Here is a 16373-nt window from a genome sequence, read left to right as displayed (position 1 = left end):
GCCAGGACAGCAATCAGACGGGAGTAGTTATGTCACATTATGGTTTACAGCGGCTCTATATCAATGGGGTCTATGTCGATAGCACCGGCAGTGATCGGTTTGATGCAATCAATCCCGCCAACGGCGAAGTTATCGCTCAGATTCAGGCCGCGACAAGCGAAGATGTGGATCGGGCGGTCAAAGCGGCTACCGCAGGGCAAAAAGTCTGGGGCGCGATGACGGCAATGGCGCGTTCACGCATTTTAAGGCGTGCGGTAGATATTTTGCGCGAACGTAACAATGAACTGGCATTGATTGAAATGCATGATACGGGCAAGCCGCTATCGGAAACTCGTGCTGTCGATATCGTGACCGGCGCGGACGTGCTGGAGTATTACGCCGGATTAATCCCCATGCTCGAAGGCCAGCAAATCCCGCTGCGTGAAAGCGCATTTGTCTACACCCGTCGAGAACCTCTGGGCGTAGTGGCCGGCATTGGCGCATGGAATTATCCCATCCAGATAGCGCTGTGGAAATCGGCGCCGGCGGCGGGCAACGCTATGATATTCAAACCAAGTGAAGTCACCTCGCTGACGGCGTTGAGGCTGGCGGAAATATATACCCAAACCGGGTTGCCGGATGGTGTCTTCAACGTACTGACAGGAACCGGAAAATCCGTCGGGCAAGCGCTGACTACTCATCCCGGTATTGCCAAAGTTTCGTTCACCGGCGGCGTTGCCAGCGGAAAACGCGTGATGGCGGATGCGGCAGGCTCGACGCTAAAAGCGGTGACGATGGAGCTTGGCGGAAAATCACCGCTGATTATTTTTGATGATGCCGATCTGGATAAAGCGGCGGATATAGCAATGATGGCGAACTTTTTCAGTTCAGGACAGGTGTGCACCAACGGTACGCGAGTATTTATCCCTCATGCGTTAAAAGCGTCTTTCGAACAAAAAATCCTGGCGCGCGTGCAGCGTATTCGGGTTGGCGATCCAACCGATAACACGGTGAATTTTGGTCCGTTGGTCAGCTTTGCCCATCGGGAGTCCGTTCTGCGTTATATCGAGGCAGGTAAGCGCGAGGGCGCGCGGGTGCTGACAGGTGGATACGCTCTTGGCGAAACCGCCTATGCGAAAGGCGCGTATGTCGCACCCACTGTGTTTACCGATTGTCAGGATGATATGCAGATCGTCCGCGAGGAAATCTTCGGCCCTGTCATGAGCATTTTGAGCTACGGCAATGAAGATGAGGTCATTCGGCGGGCCAATGCGTCTGAATATGGTCTGGCGGCGGGGATAGTGACCCGCGATCTGAATCGTGCTCATCGGAGCATCCATCAACTACAAGCCGGCATCTGCTGGATTAATACCTGGGGCGAGTCACCGGCTGAAATGCCTTTGGGCGGTTACAAACATTCCGGTGTCGGACGTGAAAACGGCGTCACAACGTTGGAACACTATACGCAAATCAAATCAATACAGGTTGAACTGGCTGAATTTAGCTCGGTATTTTAAGCGTAGAAGGGGAGAGCCAATGGAATATGATTACATTATTATCGGGGCGGGATCGGCGGGTAATGTCCTGGCAACCCGTTTATCGGAAGATCGCGATATCACCGTATTACTGCTTGAGGCCGGCGGGCCTGATTATCGGCTGGATTTTCGCACACAGATGCCGGCTGCGCTGGCTTACCCGCTACAGGGCCGTCGGTATAACTGTGCCTATGAAACCGATCCCGAACCGTATATGAATAATCGTCGTATGGAGTGCGGCCGCGGAAAAGGATTGGGCGGATCGTCGCTGATTAACGGCATGTGTTATATCCGGGGAAATGCGATGGATTTCGATAATTGGGCGACGATGCCTGGTTTGACCGACTGGAGCTATCTGGATTGCCTGCCTTATTTCCGTAAAGCAGAAACGCGGGACATTGGCGCGAATGAGTATCATGGCGGAGAAGGGCCTGTCAGCGTCACCACGCCAAGAACCGGCAATAATGAATTGTTTCACGCGATGGTGGAGGCGGGGGTTCAGGCGGGTTACCCGAAAACCGATGATCTCAATGGCTACCAGCAGGAAGGATTTGGCCCGATGGATCGCACCGTCATACCCAATGGGCGTCGAGCGAGTACCGCCAGAGGCTATCTTGATCATGCTCGTGATCGTCAGAATCTGGCGATCGTGACACATGCGCTAACCGATATCATTATCTTTGAAGGTAAACGGGCCGTGGGCGTCAATTACTTTAAAGGTAATGGTAGCGATGTTCAGACAGCGCATGCGCGTCGCGAGGTATTACTGTGTGCGGGAGCGATCGCGTCACCACAAATCCTGCAACGTTCGGGCGTGGGGCCGGCGGAATGGCTGAACAGACTGGCTATTCCGGTCGTGCATGATTTACCTGGCGTGGGTGAGAATCTGCAAGATCATCTGGAGATGTATCTGCAATACGCCTGTAAAGAACCGGTATCGCTTTTTCCGGCGCTCCAGTGGTTCAACCAACCGATGATTGGCGCTGAATGGTTGTTCAAAGGAACGGGAATTGGCGCCAGTAACCAGTTTGAGGCGGGGGGCTTTATTCGTAGCAGCGAAGCGTTCGCCTGGCCGAATATTCAATATCATTTTCTACCGGTCGGCATTAATTACAACGGCAGCAATGCGGTGAAAGAACATGGCTTTCAGGCGCATGTTGGATCGATGCGTTCTCCGAGCCGCGGGCGCATTCGGGTGAAATCCAGAGATGCACATGACCACCCGAGTATTTTGTTCAATTATATGTCGACTGAGCAGGACTGGCGTGAGTTCCGCGATGGGATCCGCATTACGCGCGAAATCATGTCGCAACCTGCATTAGATAAATACCGTGGTCGTGAAATCAGTCCCGGCGACAACGTGCAAACGGATGAAGAGCTTGATGCGTTCATTCGTGCTCATGCCGAAACAGCATTCCATCCATCCTGCTCGTGCAAGATGGGAGAAGATGAGATGGCGGTGGTGGATGGACAAGGCCGCGTCCATGGCGTCGAAGCATTGCGGGTGGTTGACGCATCCATCATGCCGCAAATTATCACCGGCAATTTGAATGCAACGACCATCATAATAGCGGAAAAGATTGCCGATCATATCCGTGGCCGTCAGCCTTTACCCCGTAGTCAGGTTGCTTATTATGTCGCGGGTGAGGCGCCGGTAAGACGCCTTTAGTCATGCGGCGCCAACTGGATTGCTAATGTGCGCTTATACTTTTCATTGATATACACAACCTGACAAAAAATGTCTTCAGGACTATTACTATGGGGTAGGTATAAAACCAGCCCCCATTCCCTGAGGTAGAAAAATGAACAACTGGATGCAACAGATTCAAAATTTATTGAACTCCGGTAGCAATAAGAAAGGCGGCCTTCAAGGTGGCAGCAATGGTAATTTGGGCGATATGTTGAAACCCGCCGCATTTGGTGGGCTGGCAGGCGTTCTGTTATCGAATAAATCGGCCCGGAAAATGATGGGGTCGCTGGGAAAAAATGCGTTGATTATCGGCGGCAGCGCCGCGGCAGGCGTCGTGCTGTGGAATCAATATAAGAAGCGTGTTCGCGATACGCATCAGGATGATCCGCAATTTGGCGTACAGGCATCGCCCGAAAATGTGCGTGCGCGTCGTCTGGTTCAGGCATTAGTTTTCGCTGCCAAGAGCGATGGCCACATCGACGATGTCGAGAAACAGCGGATTGATGAAAATATCCAGCAACTGCAACTGGGCAGAGAGGCGCAGCAATGGGTACAGGAGGCTATCGCGCAGCCGTTGGACCCTGAGTTGTTAGCCAGGGACGTGAAAAATGAGGAAGAAGCGCTGGAAGTGTATTTCCTCAGCAGTGCGGTGATCGATGTTGATCATTTCATGGAGAAAAGCTATCTGGATGCGCTGGCAACATCGCTGAAGATCCCTAATGATGTGCGTCAGTCCATCGCCAATGAAATGAACAATCAAATAAACAACCAGAGATGAGCGGATTTGCCACAAGATGGCGAGAATAAGACAACGGGCGAAGCAGTAATGTTTCGCCCGTTATGGCGATCAGAAGGCGCTGGTATCTTTGAATAACCCAACTTTGAGTTCATTCGCGGTATAGATTAACTGATCATCTACCAGGACTTCGCCATCAGCAATCCCCATGACTAGACGACGATTAATAACACGTTTGAAGTGGATACGATAAGTCACTTTTTTCGCTGTCGGCAATACTTGCCCGGTGAACTTCACTTCACCTACACCCAGCGCGCGTCCTTTACCTTCGCCGCCCAGCCAGCCCAAATAGAAGCCGACCAACTGCCACATGGCATCCAGACCCAGACAGCCCGGCATAACGGGATCGCCAATGAAATGACAGCCAAAAAACCACAGATCAGGATTGATATCCAGTTCGGCTTCCACATAGCCTTTGCCATGGTGACCGCCATCTTCGGTCATTTTTACCACCCGATCCATCATCAACATGTTGGGGGCTGGCAACTGCGGTCCTTGTGGGCCAAACAGTTCACCGCGGCTGGAGGCAAGAAGATCTTCTTTCGTATAGGATTCGCGTTTATCTACCATGTTCTCTATAAGCCTTGTTTTATTGAAGCACGCAGGTTAGCGTACACCTGTACGCTGAGCAAGTCCGTTACGTCTGGTTAAACCAGTTCAGTTAGCGGAAAAACCAGGGGAAGCGTCGCCGTTCCTGCGGATTTAACTGACCGATTCGCTCCCGAATGGCTGCCAGTAAACTTGGCTGGTGTTCGTCATCGTAAGCGACATTGGTCAGTAACGATATCGCTTCTGATGCCATTTCTACCGGGTAAAGGTGGAAATGCCCATCGCGAACGGCGGCAACCACATCCTGCTGCAAACACAAATGACGCCGGTTCGCCGCAGGCAAGATTACACCCTGTTGACCCGTCAGACCACGGCGTTGACAAACTTCAAAGAAACCTTCGATTTTTTCATTTATCCCGCCAATCGCTTGTACATGACCAAACTGATCGACTGAACCAGTTACGGCAATCTGTTGATTAATCGGTTGCAAGGAAAGCGCACTGATAAAAGCGCTGAGTTCGGCCAGCGAAGCGCTGTCTCCATCAACTTCACCATAGGATTGTTCAAACACCATGGATGCGGATAAAGGGAATTGCTGATCAAGTTGAAGTTCGGCAATCAAAAATGCCTGCATAATCATCATGCCTTTGGCATGCAGATTGCCGCCAAGCTCTGCTTTTCGCTCAACGTCGGTAAATTCACCGTCGCCAGGATGAACCACACAACTAATGCGAGTTGGTTCACCAAACATAATGGGATAACCGGGATATTCCAGTACGGAAAGGCCGTTAACCTGTCCGACAACATATCCTTCGGTTTCGATCAAAATCTGGCCCAGCTCTATATCATCCTGCATACGCTCGTAGAGATAACCCTCGCGCCAGCGACGGGCGGTTACCGCGTCAATCAGCGTCTGAACGCTGATTTCCTGATTTTGAGCGTAGAGTGCGACATATTTTAGCTGATGCGTCAGCCATAGCGGACACAATGGCAGGCCACCCTGGTCACCACTATAACGTACGGATAAATTGACGAATTCAGGCCATGCATCGACCGACAACAAGGGCAGTTGATTTTCCAGACACAGTGAGTTGATGTAGGCACACCAACGTTCCATATCATCGGTATCAATAAGCTGCAACTGCGCTTCAAACTCGCCATAAACCGCTAAGCCGCCTAGTTCTGGTTCCATGTCGTGGATGTCACCCAGGCTTTCCCGATCGCCCAGGATAATCAAACGAACATTCAATGGCATCGGCGGAATATCGACAGGCAACGGTTTTCGCTCATCCGGCGATTGCCAACGGTATATTCCTTCGGTAATGGTTTGTTTCAGACGCAACCACATTAACGGCTGAGCCAGCAATGATCTGGCAGACAGTATCAGCGTGCCGCCATTGACCTGATGAATCAATCCAGGATGAAGTGTGATCTCATTCTGAAAATACCGAACACAACCAAACAACTGCTCTGGCTCAATCCATTCCTGATAACTGCAGGCGTGCTGTGCGGCGAAATTGTCATCGGCTTGCGTTGCTGGTTCAACATGGACGTGGCGACCTTCTACCACGTATCGATTGCCGTACAATTCGCTGGCCTCCGGCCTGATGTCATTCACGGCGTTGGCTATCAGCGCCATATACTCGCTATTTTCCTGTGCTTTTAACAGCATGAAGCGGGAGGGCGCACGAGAATGGCAAAAAAGCGTCAAACTGTCGGCCAGACGAGGTTGAATGGCGGAGAATTCAGCAGGCGCAAGCTGTGCGGCCTGAGTGAACAATGTTTGATAAGGCGTATGGTCGGGCAGTAAATGCTGCCATGCAAGTCGGTTACTGGTCAAAGTATCAAATTTAGTCGTCTGAAGGAAAAGCGTGATTATACAAGAATAATGCGGGCTGCACAGAAGGAGAGTAGCCCTATAAAAAATGAAGGCTTGAGTTGTATAAGAAATAGCCTTAAAAAGAGGGTGAAGAAGGCCTACTTTGTCAAAAAACTGTTATTCTACGTAGAATGTTACACGGTCACTGAAGAATTTAATATGAAATATCAACAATTAGAAAATCTTGAGTGTGGGTGGAAATGGAAATATCTGGTGAAAAAACACCGCGAAGGTGAGGAAATCACCCGTTTTCTTGAACAGAGCGCCGCAGATGAGGCGGTAAATCTACTGCTGAAAATGGAAAATCAACCTGTGAAGGTGCAGGAGTGGATTGAGCAGTGTATGAATCCGGTATTGGAAAACCGCATGAAGCAAACGATTCGTGCGAGGCGTAAACGCCATTTCAATGCCGAACATCAGTATACCCGCAAGAAATCAATTGATCTGGAGTATCTGGTCTGGCAGCGCCTGGCGGGATTAGCACAGCGACGTGGTAATACGTTATCGGAAACGATAGTTCAACTGATAGAAGACGCAGAGCATAAAGAAAAATATGCCAGTCTGATGTCATCATTGAAGCAAGGGCTTGAAGCCATGCTTAATAAAGAAAGATAATCTTTAGTCGTATTGATGTTCATTGGATGTTAAACAAAAAAACCTCGCCGAAGCGAGGTTTTTTTCGTCAATAACTTAAGCCTGAGGCTGAGTTACAACGTCTTTGATGCCTTTAACTTCAATCTCTACGCGACGGTCCGGGGCCAGACACTCGATCAGTGCAGCACGCGGTTTCACGTTGTCACAGGTAGAACCGGTAACCGGGTTGGATTCACCTTGACCACGAGCAGAGATTTTATTCGCTGGGATACCTTTAGCGATCAGGTAATCAACCACGCTCTGAGCGCGTTTTTCAGACAGACCCTGGTTGTATTGTTCTGAACCTAAACGGTCAGTAAAGCCCAGGACCACAACGGAACCATCTTTAGGATCCATAGAGCTCAGCTGAGAATACAGTTGATCCAGAGATTGCTGGCCTTCTGGTTTCAGCGTTGCTTTGTTGAAGTTGAACAGAACGTCAGATTTCAGCGTGAAACGTTTGGTTTCAACAACTGGAGCTGGAGCCGGGGCTGGCGCCGGAGCGACATAAGCGTCACCCTGACCGAAACGGTAAGAAATGCCAACGCTCATCAGCAGGTTGTCAGGACGAGCGCCGACTGTACCTGCGTCACCGATGTTGCTGACCCACTGGTAATCCACACGGGCAGCCCAGTCTCTGTCGAACGCGTATTCAACACCAATTGCGGCCAACGGAGAAACGCCGGTGTCGTCGTTGTTACGGTCAAAGCCGCCTTGTGCAGCATGGCTGTCAGTACGCCACACCATACCACCTAAACGAGTATAAACGTCCAGATCAGACATAACCGGGTAGCTCAGTTTAGCAGCCAGTTGAATACCCTGTGCTTTGAAGCTTGCGCTGTCAGTGTTTGAAGTTGAGGAACCGGCATATTTCAGACGGCCTAGCCAATCATAGCCCATTTCAAAACCCAGGTAAGGATTGGCCTGATAACCAACGAAAGCACCTGCGCCTAATTTGCTTTTGAGAGGGTTATTGTTAATGCCTTCATAACCGTTTCCGTAGAAACCGGTGTCGTGGAATTGAGATACACCCAGCTTACCACCTACATACCAGGTATTATCTTTCGGAGCGGCCTGCGCTGCGGTAGCGAAGCCAGCCAGTGCCACTGCAATTGCGATAGCTGTTTTTTTCATTTTGTACGCCTCATTTATCATCCAAATCGGTTATTAACTCGGTTAAGCTAATTGACCTTTGGTTAAAATTTTTTAATGGGAATTTTTTGCTCTTATTTTATGACTCAATGTCAGTCAACTGACGTTATAAAAGAGCATCTCCAGCGAGTTAAAGTCTACAACGTGATGGAAAAGTTACAAGTATGATGTGATTCGCATCATGTAAAAACGAGCAATTCATTCACACTTGCTAACAAATAGTAGATGATTTTGACAGATAATATGAATTTTTTGTTTTGTTTAATCCGTGCCAAAGCCGCTGGAATAAGGCTGTGCCGGGATAAATGGCATCTATCCCTGAAAATGACTGAGAAAATTCTTAATTTACTTAATGATACAATGTTGAGTGAATTTTTAGGCTTGGAAAGAGTCTATAGGGCCCGCAATTAGTGTTTTCCGGTCGCATAATGAAGCCATATGTATCGCCAACTTGTGCCGCCTGACGCAACCTGACCCTTTCTTCTTCTGTCAAATCATCTGCTAACCAGCATAGTACGGCGCTATAATTGCCTGTCAGCAACGCTTTTTCCATTGCATTTACCGTCAGTATAGGACTGATATGGTGCAATTGAACGATTTTATCCAGCGGCAACCCCGATTGTTGTAACCAGGGATGACTCAGTTTTTGTTGTGGGGATAGCCAAAGTAGCCAACGTGACTGTGCGCCTAACTGCCGTAACAAAGGTAGTAACAAATGCGTAACGATTGGCTGTTCGGCGTTGTAAACGATTTCGCTGATTATTCCCCCACAGAATGCAGATGAGTCCGCAGAGCGAGGGTTATTCGCAGGCCTTGATTGTTGTGCTTTGTAAACGCTGAGTGGTTGAGTACGCATAATGAGTTCTACCCATAGTGTTACTGTATGCATATACAGTAACTGCGACGTGAATGAAAATCAACCTGATTTTTTCAAAGCGCTTCGCATATTCCAAATGCAATACCCGGCAAGTTCATTTTGTGTTTGAAGCCACGTGTACCCTGTGTTTAATTACTTGTTCCTGTTATTGATATTACAATTTAGCAGGGATAGGTTATTTCAATACTAAGGGTTACAGTAATGAAACATTTATGCGAAAAAAGGATTTTGCAATCTAAGCGTTATTTTGCGTCTTTAGGAGATATAACTTCCCGTTCTCAGTTTGGTGGCTACAGCATTGCAGCAAACAAAATAATCTTTGGGGTTGTGTTGGCAGGTGAGCTTTACCTGCGAGCCAGTGAAAAAGATATAGCACTTTTCCATGAACGCAATATGCCGCATCTTGTGTATACCAAGCGCGGCATACCCATTCCGCTGAATTACTATCTGGTTGATGAATCGCTCTGGAAAAATCATTTGCAACTTTTGCAGTTTGCCAGAATGTCGCTGGCAGGCGCCCAGTATGATAAAGCCGCTAAAAACAGCAGTGGACGTTTAAAGGATTTACCTAATTTGAACCACGATCTTGAGCGCTTACTATGGAAGGCCGGCATCAGGAATGTTGATGAACTACAGCAGTGCGGCGCCAAAACAAGTTATCTGAAACTGCGTGCTGTCAGCGCCAATCTCAGCGTAAATATACTCCTGGCGCTGGCCGGGACGATATGTGGTACGCATCAGGCCGCTCTCCCGAACAGGATACGTAATGAATTACTCGAATGGTATGAGCGCAATGCCGAGTCTTTTTTGAAAGGGCATAAGCACTGAGCAAGTGGCATTTTTATGCTAACTATTTTGCAAATCAACCATGCTGTTTTTTAGTTGAGTAAGTTCGGGTAATAGTTCAATAAGTAGCCCAACCTGTTGAAGAATCAATAATTCTTTACTACCAGGTTCTGCGGACAGGGATTGGATGCGGCTCATCATGGCATTCAATCCCTGGTTTATGCGCGGAATCTCTATCTCATCATGATGCAATGCGTCATCCACATAGCGAACCACATCATCCAGTAATTGTAGAATTTCAGGAGAGGTGATTTTTTCCCGGTGCGCGCCCAGCGTAGAGATATAACTCAGTAACGTATGATTCAGACACATAAAGCGAAAAGCGCTATCCAATTTGTTTCTGATGGCGTGGGGTTCTGATGACATATTGGAAACCACCGAGGCTAATTCTGCATCACAGTTGTGGGCATCTCGGCGCGTAATACGGTAGTCCAGGCTATTATCTTTCCCCTCACGGTATTGCAGCATAATGGCATTAAGATAGCGGCCATTAGCAACCAGCGTTTTATAGATAACCGCAGGAAGCCCGCGAAAACACCAATCCGGCCAGATAAAACTGACCGCTGCCCAGGCAATGGCGCAGCCCAGCAACGTATCGATGACACGCGGCGCGGCGACTTCAAATCCTTCACCCAACAGGTTAAAACACAACAACACCAACAGGGTAATAAACATGGTGGCATGTGCATATTGTACGTTTCGGAAGGCAAAAAACAGCACGCCACTGATAACGATCAAGATCAGTTGTCCCTCCAGCGAAGGCACAAAGTACAAAATGGGCAAGCCGAGCAGAATACCTGTCAAAGTACCGATGATTCTCAACGCCAGCCTGCGCCGTGTCGCATTGTAGTTAGGTTGGCAGACAAACAGGCTGGTCAGCAGGATCCAGTAACCATGCTCCATACCGGTGACCTGGATAAACGCATAACCGCTACAGAGTAACACCGACATGCGGATGGCATGACGAAACAGTGCTGACTGTGGTGTCAGATGGCGGCTGATCCTCAAACGAATATCGCTCCAGCCGGTGATTTTGTCATCCGCCAAGGTATTGTCAGGATTATTTTCCTGTTCGATCGCCTGTTCTGATTCAATCGTTGAAAGCTGTGCATCAATCGCCCGTAGATTGTTCAGTAGGTACTGCAAAGCCTTTATTTGCGATGTATCGGTACTTTGGCTTTCCGAGGCGCGCTTAACCGCAGACTCAAGATGCACGAAAGCCCGTTCGATCCGGCTATCATGTTGATACTTCTGGCGTAACAAAATGGATTGCGCCAATTGCTGGCAGGCGCGGGCCAGCATGGAAAGCAGGCGTTGGAAGCGGAACAGGAGATCGCTGTAGCGAAATTTTTCTCGCAGTTGCGGATAGTACACATGGGATGAACTGGCGCGCTCATGGATGTCCTGAGCCACGAAATAATAATGTAACGTCCGTCGCGTCCCTCGCTGACCGCGGTCTCCGCGCAGCCGGGTGAGTAATGATGATTTGGTTTGATTAAGCGTGGCGACCAACTGACTGTTGACCATGGTGACGTCGATGAGCGGCTGATCGGTTTCGTCCTCGATATCTGGATCGAACAAATTGGCTTTCGCGTCCAGATATCGGGCCAGTTGTTGATAGCACTGCGCCAGATTGTCTTGCAAGGGGCGGATAGGAAAAATCAGATGCCCAAGCAGAGTAAGCAGATTATACCAGGAAGCGCCGATCAGCAGCATAATGGGTTGCTGATACCAGGTGCTGTAGAGTGATATCCCCAGCATGGTATAGACCGCGATAAGTAGCGCGCCAAAGGCGATGGTGGCATAACGTTGCCCTAATGCCCCAAGCAAAATAAAACCACAGGTTGATAATGCCAGCCCCAGCCCAAATAGCCAGGGGTAAGGGAAGAGAAGCTCTATGGAAACCGAGGCAATAAAAAAACAGGTCAGCGTAATAAACAGATTACGCAGACGTCCTGTCAGACGATCGTCCAGGTCCGCCAGGGCCGCTGCCACCACGCCCAGCGTTAATGGGATGGTGGCGGTTGGTTGATCAAACCACCAGGGAACGGCGGCCGCACCGGTAAAGGCGATAAAAAGGCGGATGTTATATAGCCAATTGCTGTTATAGGTATAGCGGCGGATACTAGACGAAAAAGAGAGCAACGGTCTATCCTCTGGTGCGATTAACGAAACTGGCGCCGCGCGTTTTCTTCACGCGCCGCCTGCGCTACTTCAACGGACACCACGCGACGTCCAACGGGCCATAGCGCGATGGCGGCGATTTTAAAATTGGCGATGCCCACAGGAATGCCAATGATAGTGATACATTGCGTAATGCCCGTAACGATATGTGACAGACTCAGCCACCAGCCAAAGAAAATAAACCAGAAAATGTTCAGCAACGAACCGCCCGCATTCAGAACCGGGTTTTTCTCTTCCGGGCGCAATTCGTTGATGTGAATGGCTTCATTGCCGTACGGCAGCAATGATAGTTTAGTGATTTCCCAGCACGAGCGGCTCAGCGGCAGCGTAAAGATCAACAGAACACTCACCACAGTCGCTAGCAGCCAACACAGTGTGGTGAAAAAACCTCCCAGTACGAAATTTAAAATGTTCAATACCGTGCGCATAATCTCTCCTGTATTTCCAGGGTAACCAAAGCCTATGATGATAAAAGAATTATCACATCAAGTGTCAGGATATCCTAACCTGTTTTTAAGGGTAGAGCGTAAATACCGATAACAGGTAGACTACGGTGATAGCGAGCAACATCTCACAATTTCATGGCGCAAACATAATGGAACTTAAATCTACCTCTTTAGGTAAACATTTGGCGCAGCACCCTTATAACCGGGTGCGGCTGCTTAATGCCGGCGTCGAGGTGAGTGGTGACAGGCATGAATACATTATCCCTTTCAATCAACTTATTAACATTCACTGTAAACGCGGGTTGGTATGGGGAGAACTGGAGTTTGAACTGCCCGAGCATAAAGTAGTGCGATTGCACGGAACGGAGTGGCAGGAAACACAGGCGTTCTATCGTTATTTATTGAAATCCTGGCAAGACTGGAGCAGGGAAATGAGCCAGGTAAGCGCAGGCGTGCTGCAAAAGCAGGCGCATGATATTCATGTGCTGGCCCGGCAGGATGCCTGGTTCAGCCGCAAGGCGCTTGCCCGTTTACAGGAAGATATTCACAGCACGTTTGCCGCGTTGCCGCTTCCCGTCGTCCGGTTGGACGAATTTGATGATTGTCGCGATAACTACCAGCTTTGCCTGCAATGGTTGGATCACGGGAGCCAGGAGCGGACGAAATGTAATCAGGCGTGGATGGCGCGAGTGCTGGTGGAGCAACAGGCATTCTTCCAGTCTGTGGAAACCACGCCGTTGAATCGCGCCCAGAGTATGGCGGTCATCAATGGTGAAGAGGCCGTGTTGGTGCTTGCTGGCGCCGGTAGTGGCAAAACCTCCGTGCTGGTCGCTCGTGCCGCCTGGTTGCTGCATCGTGGGGAAGCAACGCCCGATCAAATTTTGCTGTTGGCATTTGGCCGCAAAGCCGCGGAAGAAATGAATGAACGTATTCAGTCACGTTTGCATACGGAAGAGATTCAAGCCAAAACCTTCCATGCGCTGGCGTTGCATATTATCCAGCAGAACAGCCGTAAAGCACCGATGATCAGTCAACTGGAAAGCGACAGTAAAAAGCGGCGTGAGTTGCTGATAAAAAACTGGCAACAACAGTGTACGGAGAAAAAAACACAGGCGAAGGGCTGGAGGCAATGGCTCACGGAAGAACTGGCGTGGGAACTGCCCGACGGTGATTTCTGGCATGATCGCGCATTGACTGAACGGCTTGCGGGGCGCCTGGAGCGCTGGCTGGGATTGATGCGCATGCATGGCGGCAGTCAGGCTGAAATGATTGAACAGGCTTCAGACGACATTCGGCCATTGTTTCAACAGCGGGTCCGGCTGATGGCGCCGTTGTTAAAAGCCTGGAAAAAAGCGTTAAAAGATGAAAATGCCGTCGATTTTTCCGGTTTGATTCACCAGGCTGTTAATCTATTGGATAGAGGCCGCTTTGTCAGCCCGTGGAAACATATTCTGGTTGATGAGTTTCAGGACATTTCCCCTCAGCGAGCCCGCCTGCTGGCGGCATTACGGCGCCAGAACAGCAGAACCAGTCTGTTTGCCGTCGGTGATGACTGGCAGGCCATCTACCGTTTCAGCGGGGCCGAGCTGACGCTGACAACGGCGTTCGAGCAAAATTTCGGCATTAGCGAGCAGTGCGCACTGGACACTACCTATCGCTTTAATGAACGCATCGGTGAAGTGGCGAATCAGTTTATTCAGCAGAATCCTCATCAACTCAAAAAGCCGCTGAACAGCCTTACCAAAGGAGATAAAAAAGCGGTAACCATCTTGCCGCTTGAGCAACTGGAGGCCTTGCTGGATAAATTAAGCGGCTTTGTGAAACCAGATGAGCGTATTTTGATATTGGCGCGATATCACCATTTGCGGCCCGATATATTGCAGAAAGCCGCGACAAAATGGCCGAATTTGTCTATCGACTTTATGACTGTGCATGCCAGTAAAGGTCAACAGGCTGAGTATGTGATTATTATGGGTATGCATGATGGTAAAGACGGTTTTCCCGCACCGGCGCGGGAATCGGTGCTTGAAGCGGTATTGTTGCCTGAAGCAGAGGATTTCCCGGATGCTGAAGAGCGGCGTTTACTCTATGTCGCGTTGACCAGAGCCAGGAATCGGGTTTGGTTATTACAGGATCCAAAAAATCCATCAGTATTTATTTCACAGCTTCACCAGTTGGGTGTGCCGATACAGCGAAAACCGGGATAAACCGATGAAAAAAGCCGACTTGGTCTTGTCGGCCTTCACATCGGGGTGTTATTTCAAGCGATCCTGCAAATAACGCTGATAATCAGGGATAGAAATTTGTACCGGATTTCTAAACAGTTCTGAGTTGATCATAAAATCGGCAGTTGAGCGATTGGTGGCGACCGGGATATTCCAGACGGTGGCCAATCTCAGCAGCGCCTTGACGTCTGGATCGTGAGGGACGGCATTGAGTGGGTCCCAAAAGAAAATCATCATATCAATTTTGCCCTCGGAGATCAGGGCACCAACCTGCTGGTCTCCTCCCATTGGGCCACTCAGCATACTTTTCACGGGCAGCCCGGTATGTAACTGAATCAAATTACCGGTGGTTCCTGTAGCATAAAGCTTATGGTCGGCTAGTTGCGTCATGTTGGTCGTAACCCACTCAAGAAGAGCTTGTTTACAATGATCGTGGGCAACCAAAGCGATATGTTTGTGTGAGGCAATGGTGCGGGTGGTGAACTCCATGGTTAAATCCTTCAGTCGGTATGCTAAAGCTAATGGATTGTGCCAACAGATTACGGAAACAGGGTTTCAGTGCAAAGCGATAAAAAGGGAAAAATGCGAACCGTCGTCAAAAATCTAACATGAGTGCATGGAAAATCGCCGCAATGGTGCCATGTGATCATTGTCGCTTACGCTAAAATACGATGTGCTAAAACGCGATATAAAGAGAGGCAGGTCATGATCAAAGATCACGAAATCGAAACTGTACTAAAAACGGTAAAAACCATTGCACTTGTCGGTGCCAGCGAGAAGACAACTCGCCCAAGTTATGGTGTGATGGCGTACTTGCTTGAGCAGGGTTATGACGTTATACCGGTCAGTCCAAAGTTGGCTGGACAAGAGCTACTGGGACAACAGGTTTATGCCAGCCTGAAAGATATCCCGCAACGCATTGATATGGTTGATTTATTCCGTCAACCGGAGGCGGCTTATGAAATTGCTCAGCAGGCAATAGCCATCGGTGCACAAGTTCTATGGTTACAGATCGGCGTCATTAATGAACCGGCGGCTATTCTGGCAAGAGAGGCAGGATTGGCGGTGGTGATGGATCGATGCCCAAAAATTGAAATTCCGCGTTTAAGATTAGAGAAAAAGCCATGAGTCGTTTACCGGTTTGGTTATTTGTACCGGTAAACGCTGCGAATGGTCGTTAATGGATGGCGTCTCTCAGCCGAACTCAACTTAGTGACGAAGTTGTGGGACTTTGCGCTGAATCACTTCTGCTAGCTCATTTAACGAAGGATGGACATTCGGGTTAGCTTCTTCCTGCATCAACTGAGCCTCTGCCAGATAAGTATGAATCGGCTTCCCGTTATCATCTTCCATCACTACGTGATACCAGGGGGCGGTACGCAGTGTGTCATGAGCATTGATCTCCTCCCACGTGGGGGACTCCAATGAATATTCAGGATCGATATCAACAACGACACCTTGTAGTGGTCAACTAAAACTGGCCACGGGTTTAGAGTTTTTCCAGAATCGATTTTCCGATTCGTTTGGGGGTAATCCACCGTTATAGTCGTGTGGTCTGATCGTGCTGTAATATCCCACGATA

Annotated in this window: 14 protein-coding genes and 1 pseudogene; 7 read left to right on the top strand and 8 right to left on the bottom strand. The window is 49.3% G+C overall.

What is annotated here, in order from left to right:
* The first annotated feature begins 29 nt into the window (after nt 1–29).
* The 3 genes from betB to DES54_RS09190 all read left to right on the top strand — a co-directional run bounded on the left by betB (nt 30) and on the right by DES54_RS09190 (nt 3982).
* Nucleotides 30–1496: a betaine-aldehyde dehydrogenase gene (betB, locus tag DES54_RS09200; RefSeq protein ID WP_113866665.1), complete on the top strand. Its 1467-nt coding sequence runs from the start codon at nt 30–32 to the stop codon at nt 1494–1496.
* Nucleotides 1497–1515: 19 nt separating this feature from the next.
* Nucleotides 1516–3183 carry a choline dehydrogenase gene (gene betA / locus DES54_RS09195; protein ID WP_113866663.1) on the top strand — a complete coding sequence of 556 codons (1668 nt, stop codon included), beginning with the start codon at nt 1516–1518 and terminating at the stop codon, nt 3181–3183.
* A gap of 133 nt (nt 3184–3316) precedes the next feature.
* Nucleotides 3317–3982, top strand: a complete 666-nt coding sequence (locus DES54_RS09190; protein WP_113866661.1) for a tellurite resistance TerB family protein — start codon at nt 3317–3319, stop codon at nt 3980–3982.
* A 69-nt stretch (nt 3983–4051) separates the two neighbouring features.
* Here DES54_RS09190 and fabA read toward each other — a convergent pair whose 3' ends face one another.
* Both fabA and DES54_RS09180 read right to left on the bottom strand, forming a co-directional pair.
* Nucleotides 4052–4570, bottom strand: coding sequence for a bifunctional 3-hydroxydecanoyl-ACP dehydratase/trans-2-decenoyl-ACP isomerase (gene fabA / locus DES54_RS09185; protein ID WP_113866659.1), 519 nt, complete (start codon nt 4568–4570; stop codon nt 4052–4054).
* Nucleotides 4571–4661: 91 nt separating this feature from the next.
* Nucleotides 4662–6389: an AAA family ATPase gene (locus DES54_RS09180; protein ID WP_113866657.1), complete on the bottom strand. Its 1728-nt coding sequence runs from the start codon at nt 6387–6389 to the stop codon at nt 4662–4664.
* A gap of 198 nt (nt 6390–6587) precedes the next feature.
* On the opposite strand from DES54_RS09180, the gene matP reads away from it, so the two are divergent.
* Entirely contained in the window at nt 6588–7043 is a 456-nt protein-coding gene (gene matP, locus DES54_RS09175; RefSeq protein WP_113866778.1) for a macrodomain Ter protein MatP, read from the top strand.
* 75 nt (nt 7044–7118) lie between these two features.
* On the opposite strand, the gene ompA is transcribed toward matP, so the two are convergent.
* Entirely contained in the window at nt 7119–8195 is a 1077-nt protein-coding gene (gene ompA / locus DES54_RS09170; RefSeq protein WP_113866655.1) for a porin OmpA, read from the bottom strand.
* Nucleotides 8196–8562: 367 nt separating this feature from the next.
* Nucleotides 8563–9069: an SOS-induced cell division inhibitor SulA gene (gene sulA / locus DES54_RS09165; protein WP_113866777.1), complete on the bottom strand. Its 507-nt coding sequence runs from the start codon at nt 9067–9069 to the stop codon at nt 8563–8565.
* Between the two features lie 222 nt (nt 9070–9291).
* Between sulA and DES54_RS09160 the strand changes: the two genes are divergently transcribed.
* Nucleotides 9292–9918 carry a TfoX/Sxy family DNA transformation protein gene (locus tag DES54_RS09160; protein WP_113866653.1) on the top strand — a complete coding sequence of 209 codons (627 nt, stop codon included), beginning with the start codon at nt 9292–9294 and terminating at the stop codon, nt 9916–9918.
* An 18-nt stretch (nt 9919–9936) separates the two neighbouring features.
* Here the strand turns inward: DES54_RS09160 and yccS are convergent, their stop codons facing one another.
* The gene (yccS, locus tag DES54_RS09155) at nt 9937–12081 is read right to left on the bottom strand and encodes a YccS family putative transporter (RefSeq protein WP_113866651.1); all 2145 of its coding nucleotides are present in this window, start codon (nt 12079–12081) and stop codon (nt 9937–9939) included.
* A 20-nt stretch (nt 12082–12101) separates the two neighbouring features.
* Nucleotides 12102–12548 (bottom strand): YccF domain-containing protein, encoded by a 447-nt coding sequence (locus DES54_RS09150; protein ID WP_113866649.1) that lies wholly within the window; start codon nt 12546–12548, stop codon nt 12102–12104.
* A 167-nt stretch (nt 12549–12715) separates the two neighbouring features.
* Here DES54_RS09150 and helD point away from each other — a divergent pair, with 167 nt between their 5' ends.
* Nucleotides 12716–14773 (top strand): DNA helicase IV, encoded by a 2058-nt coding sequence (gene helD / locus DES54_RS09145; protein WP_113866647.1) that lies wholly within the window; start codon nt 12716–12718, stop codon nt 14771–14773.
* 48 nt (nt 14774–14821) lie between these two features.
* On the opposite strand, the gene DES54_RS09140 is transcribed toward helD, so the two are convergent.
* Nucleotides 14822–15280 carry a methylglyoxal synthase gene (locus DES54_RS09140; protein WP_113866645.1) on the bottom strand — a complete coding sequence of 153 codons (459 nt, stop codon included), beginning with the start codon at nt 15278–15280 and terminating at the stop codon, nt 14822–14824.
* Between the two features lie 219 nt (nt 15281–15499).
* On the opposite strand from DES54_RS09140, the gene DES54_RS09135 reads away from it, so the two are divergent.
* On the top strand, nt 15500–15919 hold the full coding sequence (locus DES54_RS09135; RefSeq protein WP_113866774.1) for a CoA-binding protein: 420 nt from the start codon (nt 15500–15502) through the stop codon (nt 15917–15919).
* Nucleotides 15920–16000: 81 nt separating this feature from the next.
* On the opposite strand, the pseudogene hspQ reads toward DES54_RS09135, so the two are convergent.
* Nucleotides 16001–16249: pseudogene (gene hspQ, locus DES54_RS09130) on the bottom strand (heat shock protein HspQ); the annotation flags it as partial.
* Nucleotides 16250–16373: the final 124 nt, after the last annotated feature.

The organism is Brenneria salicis ATCC 15712 = DSM 30166 (assembly GCF_003315515.1).
In the GTDB taxonomy this organism is placed as follows: domain Bacteria; phylum Pseudomonadota; class Gammaproteobacteria; order Enterobacterales; family Enterobacteriaceae; genus Brenneria; species Brenneria salicis.
Note: the sequence above shows the minus strand (reverse complement) of the source record. Positions and strands in the feature narration are given on the sequence as shown.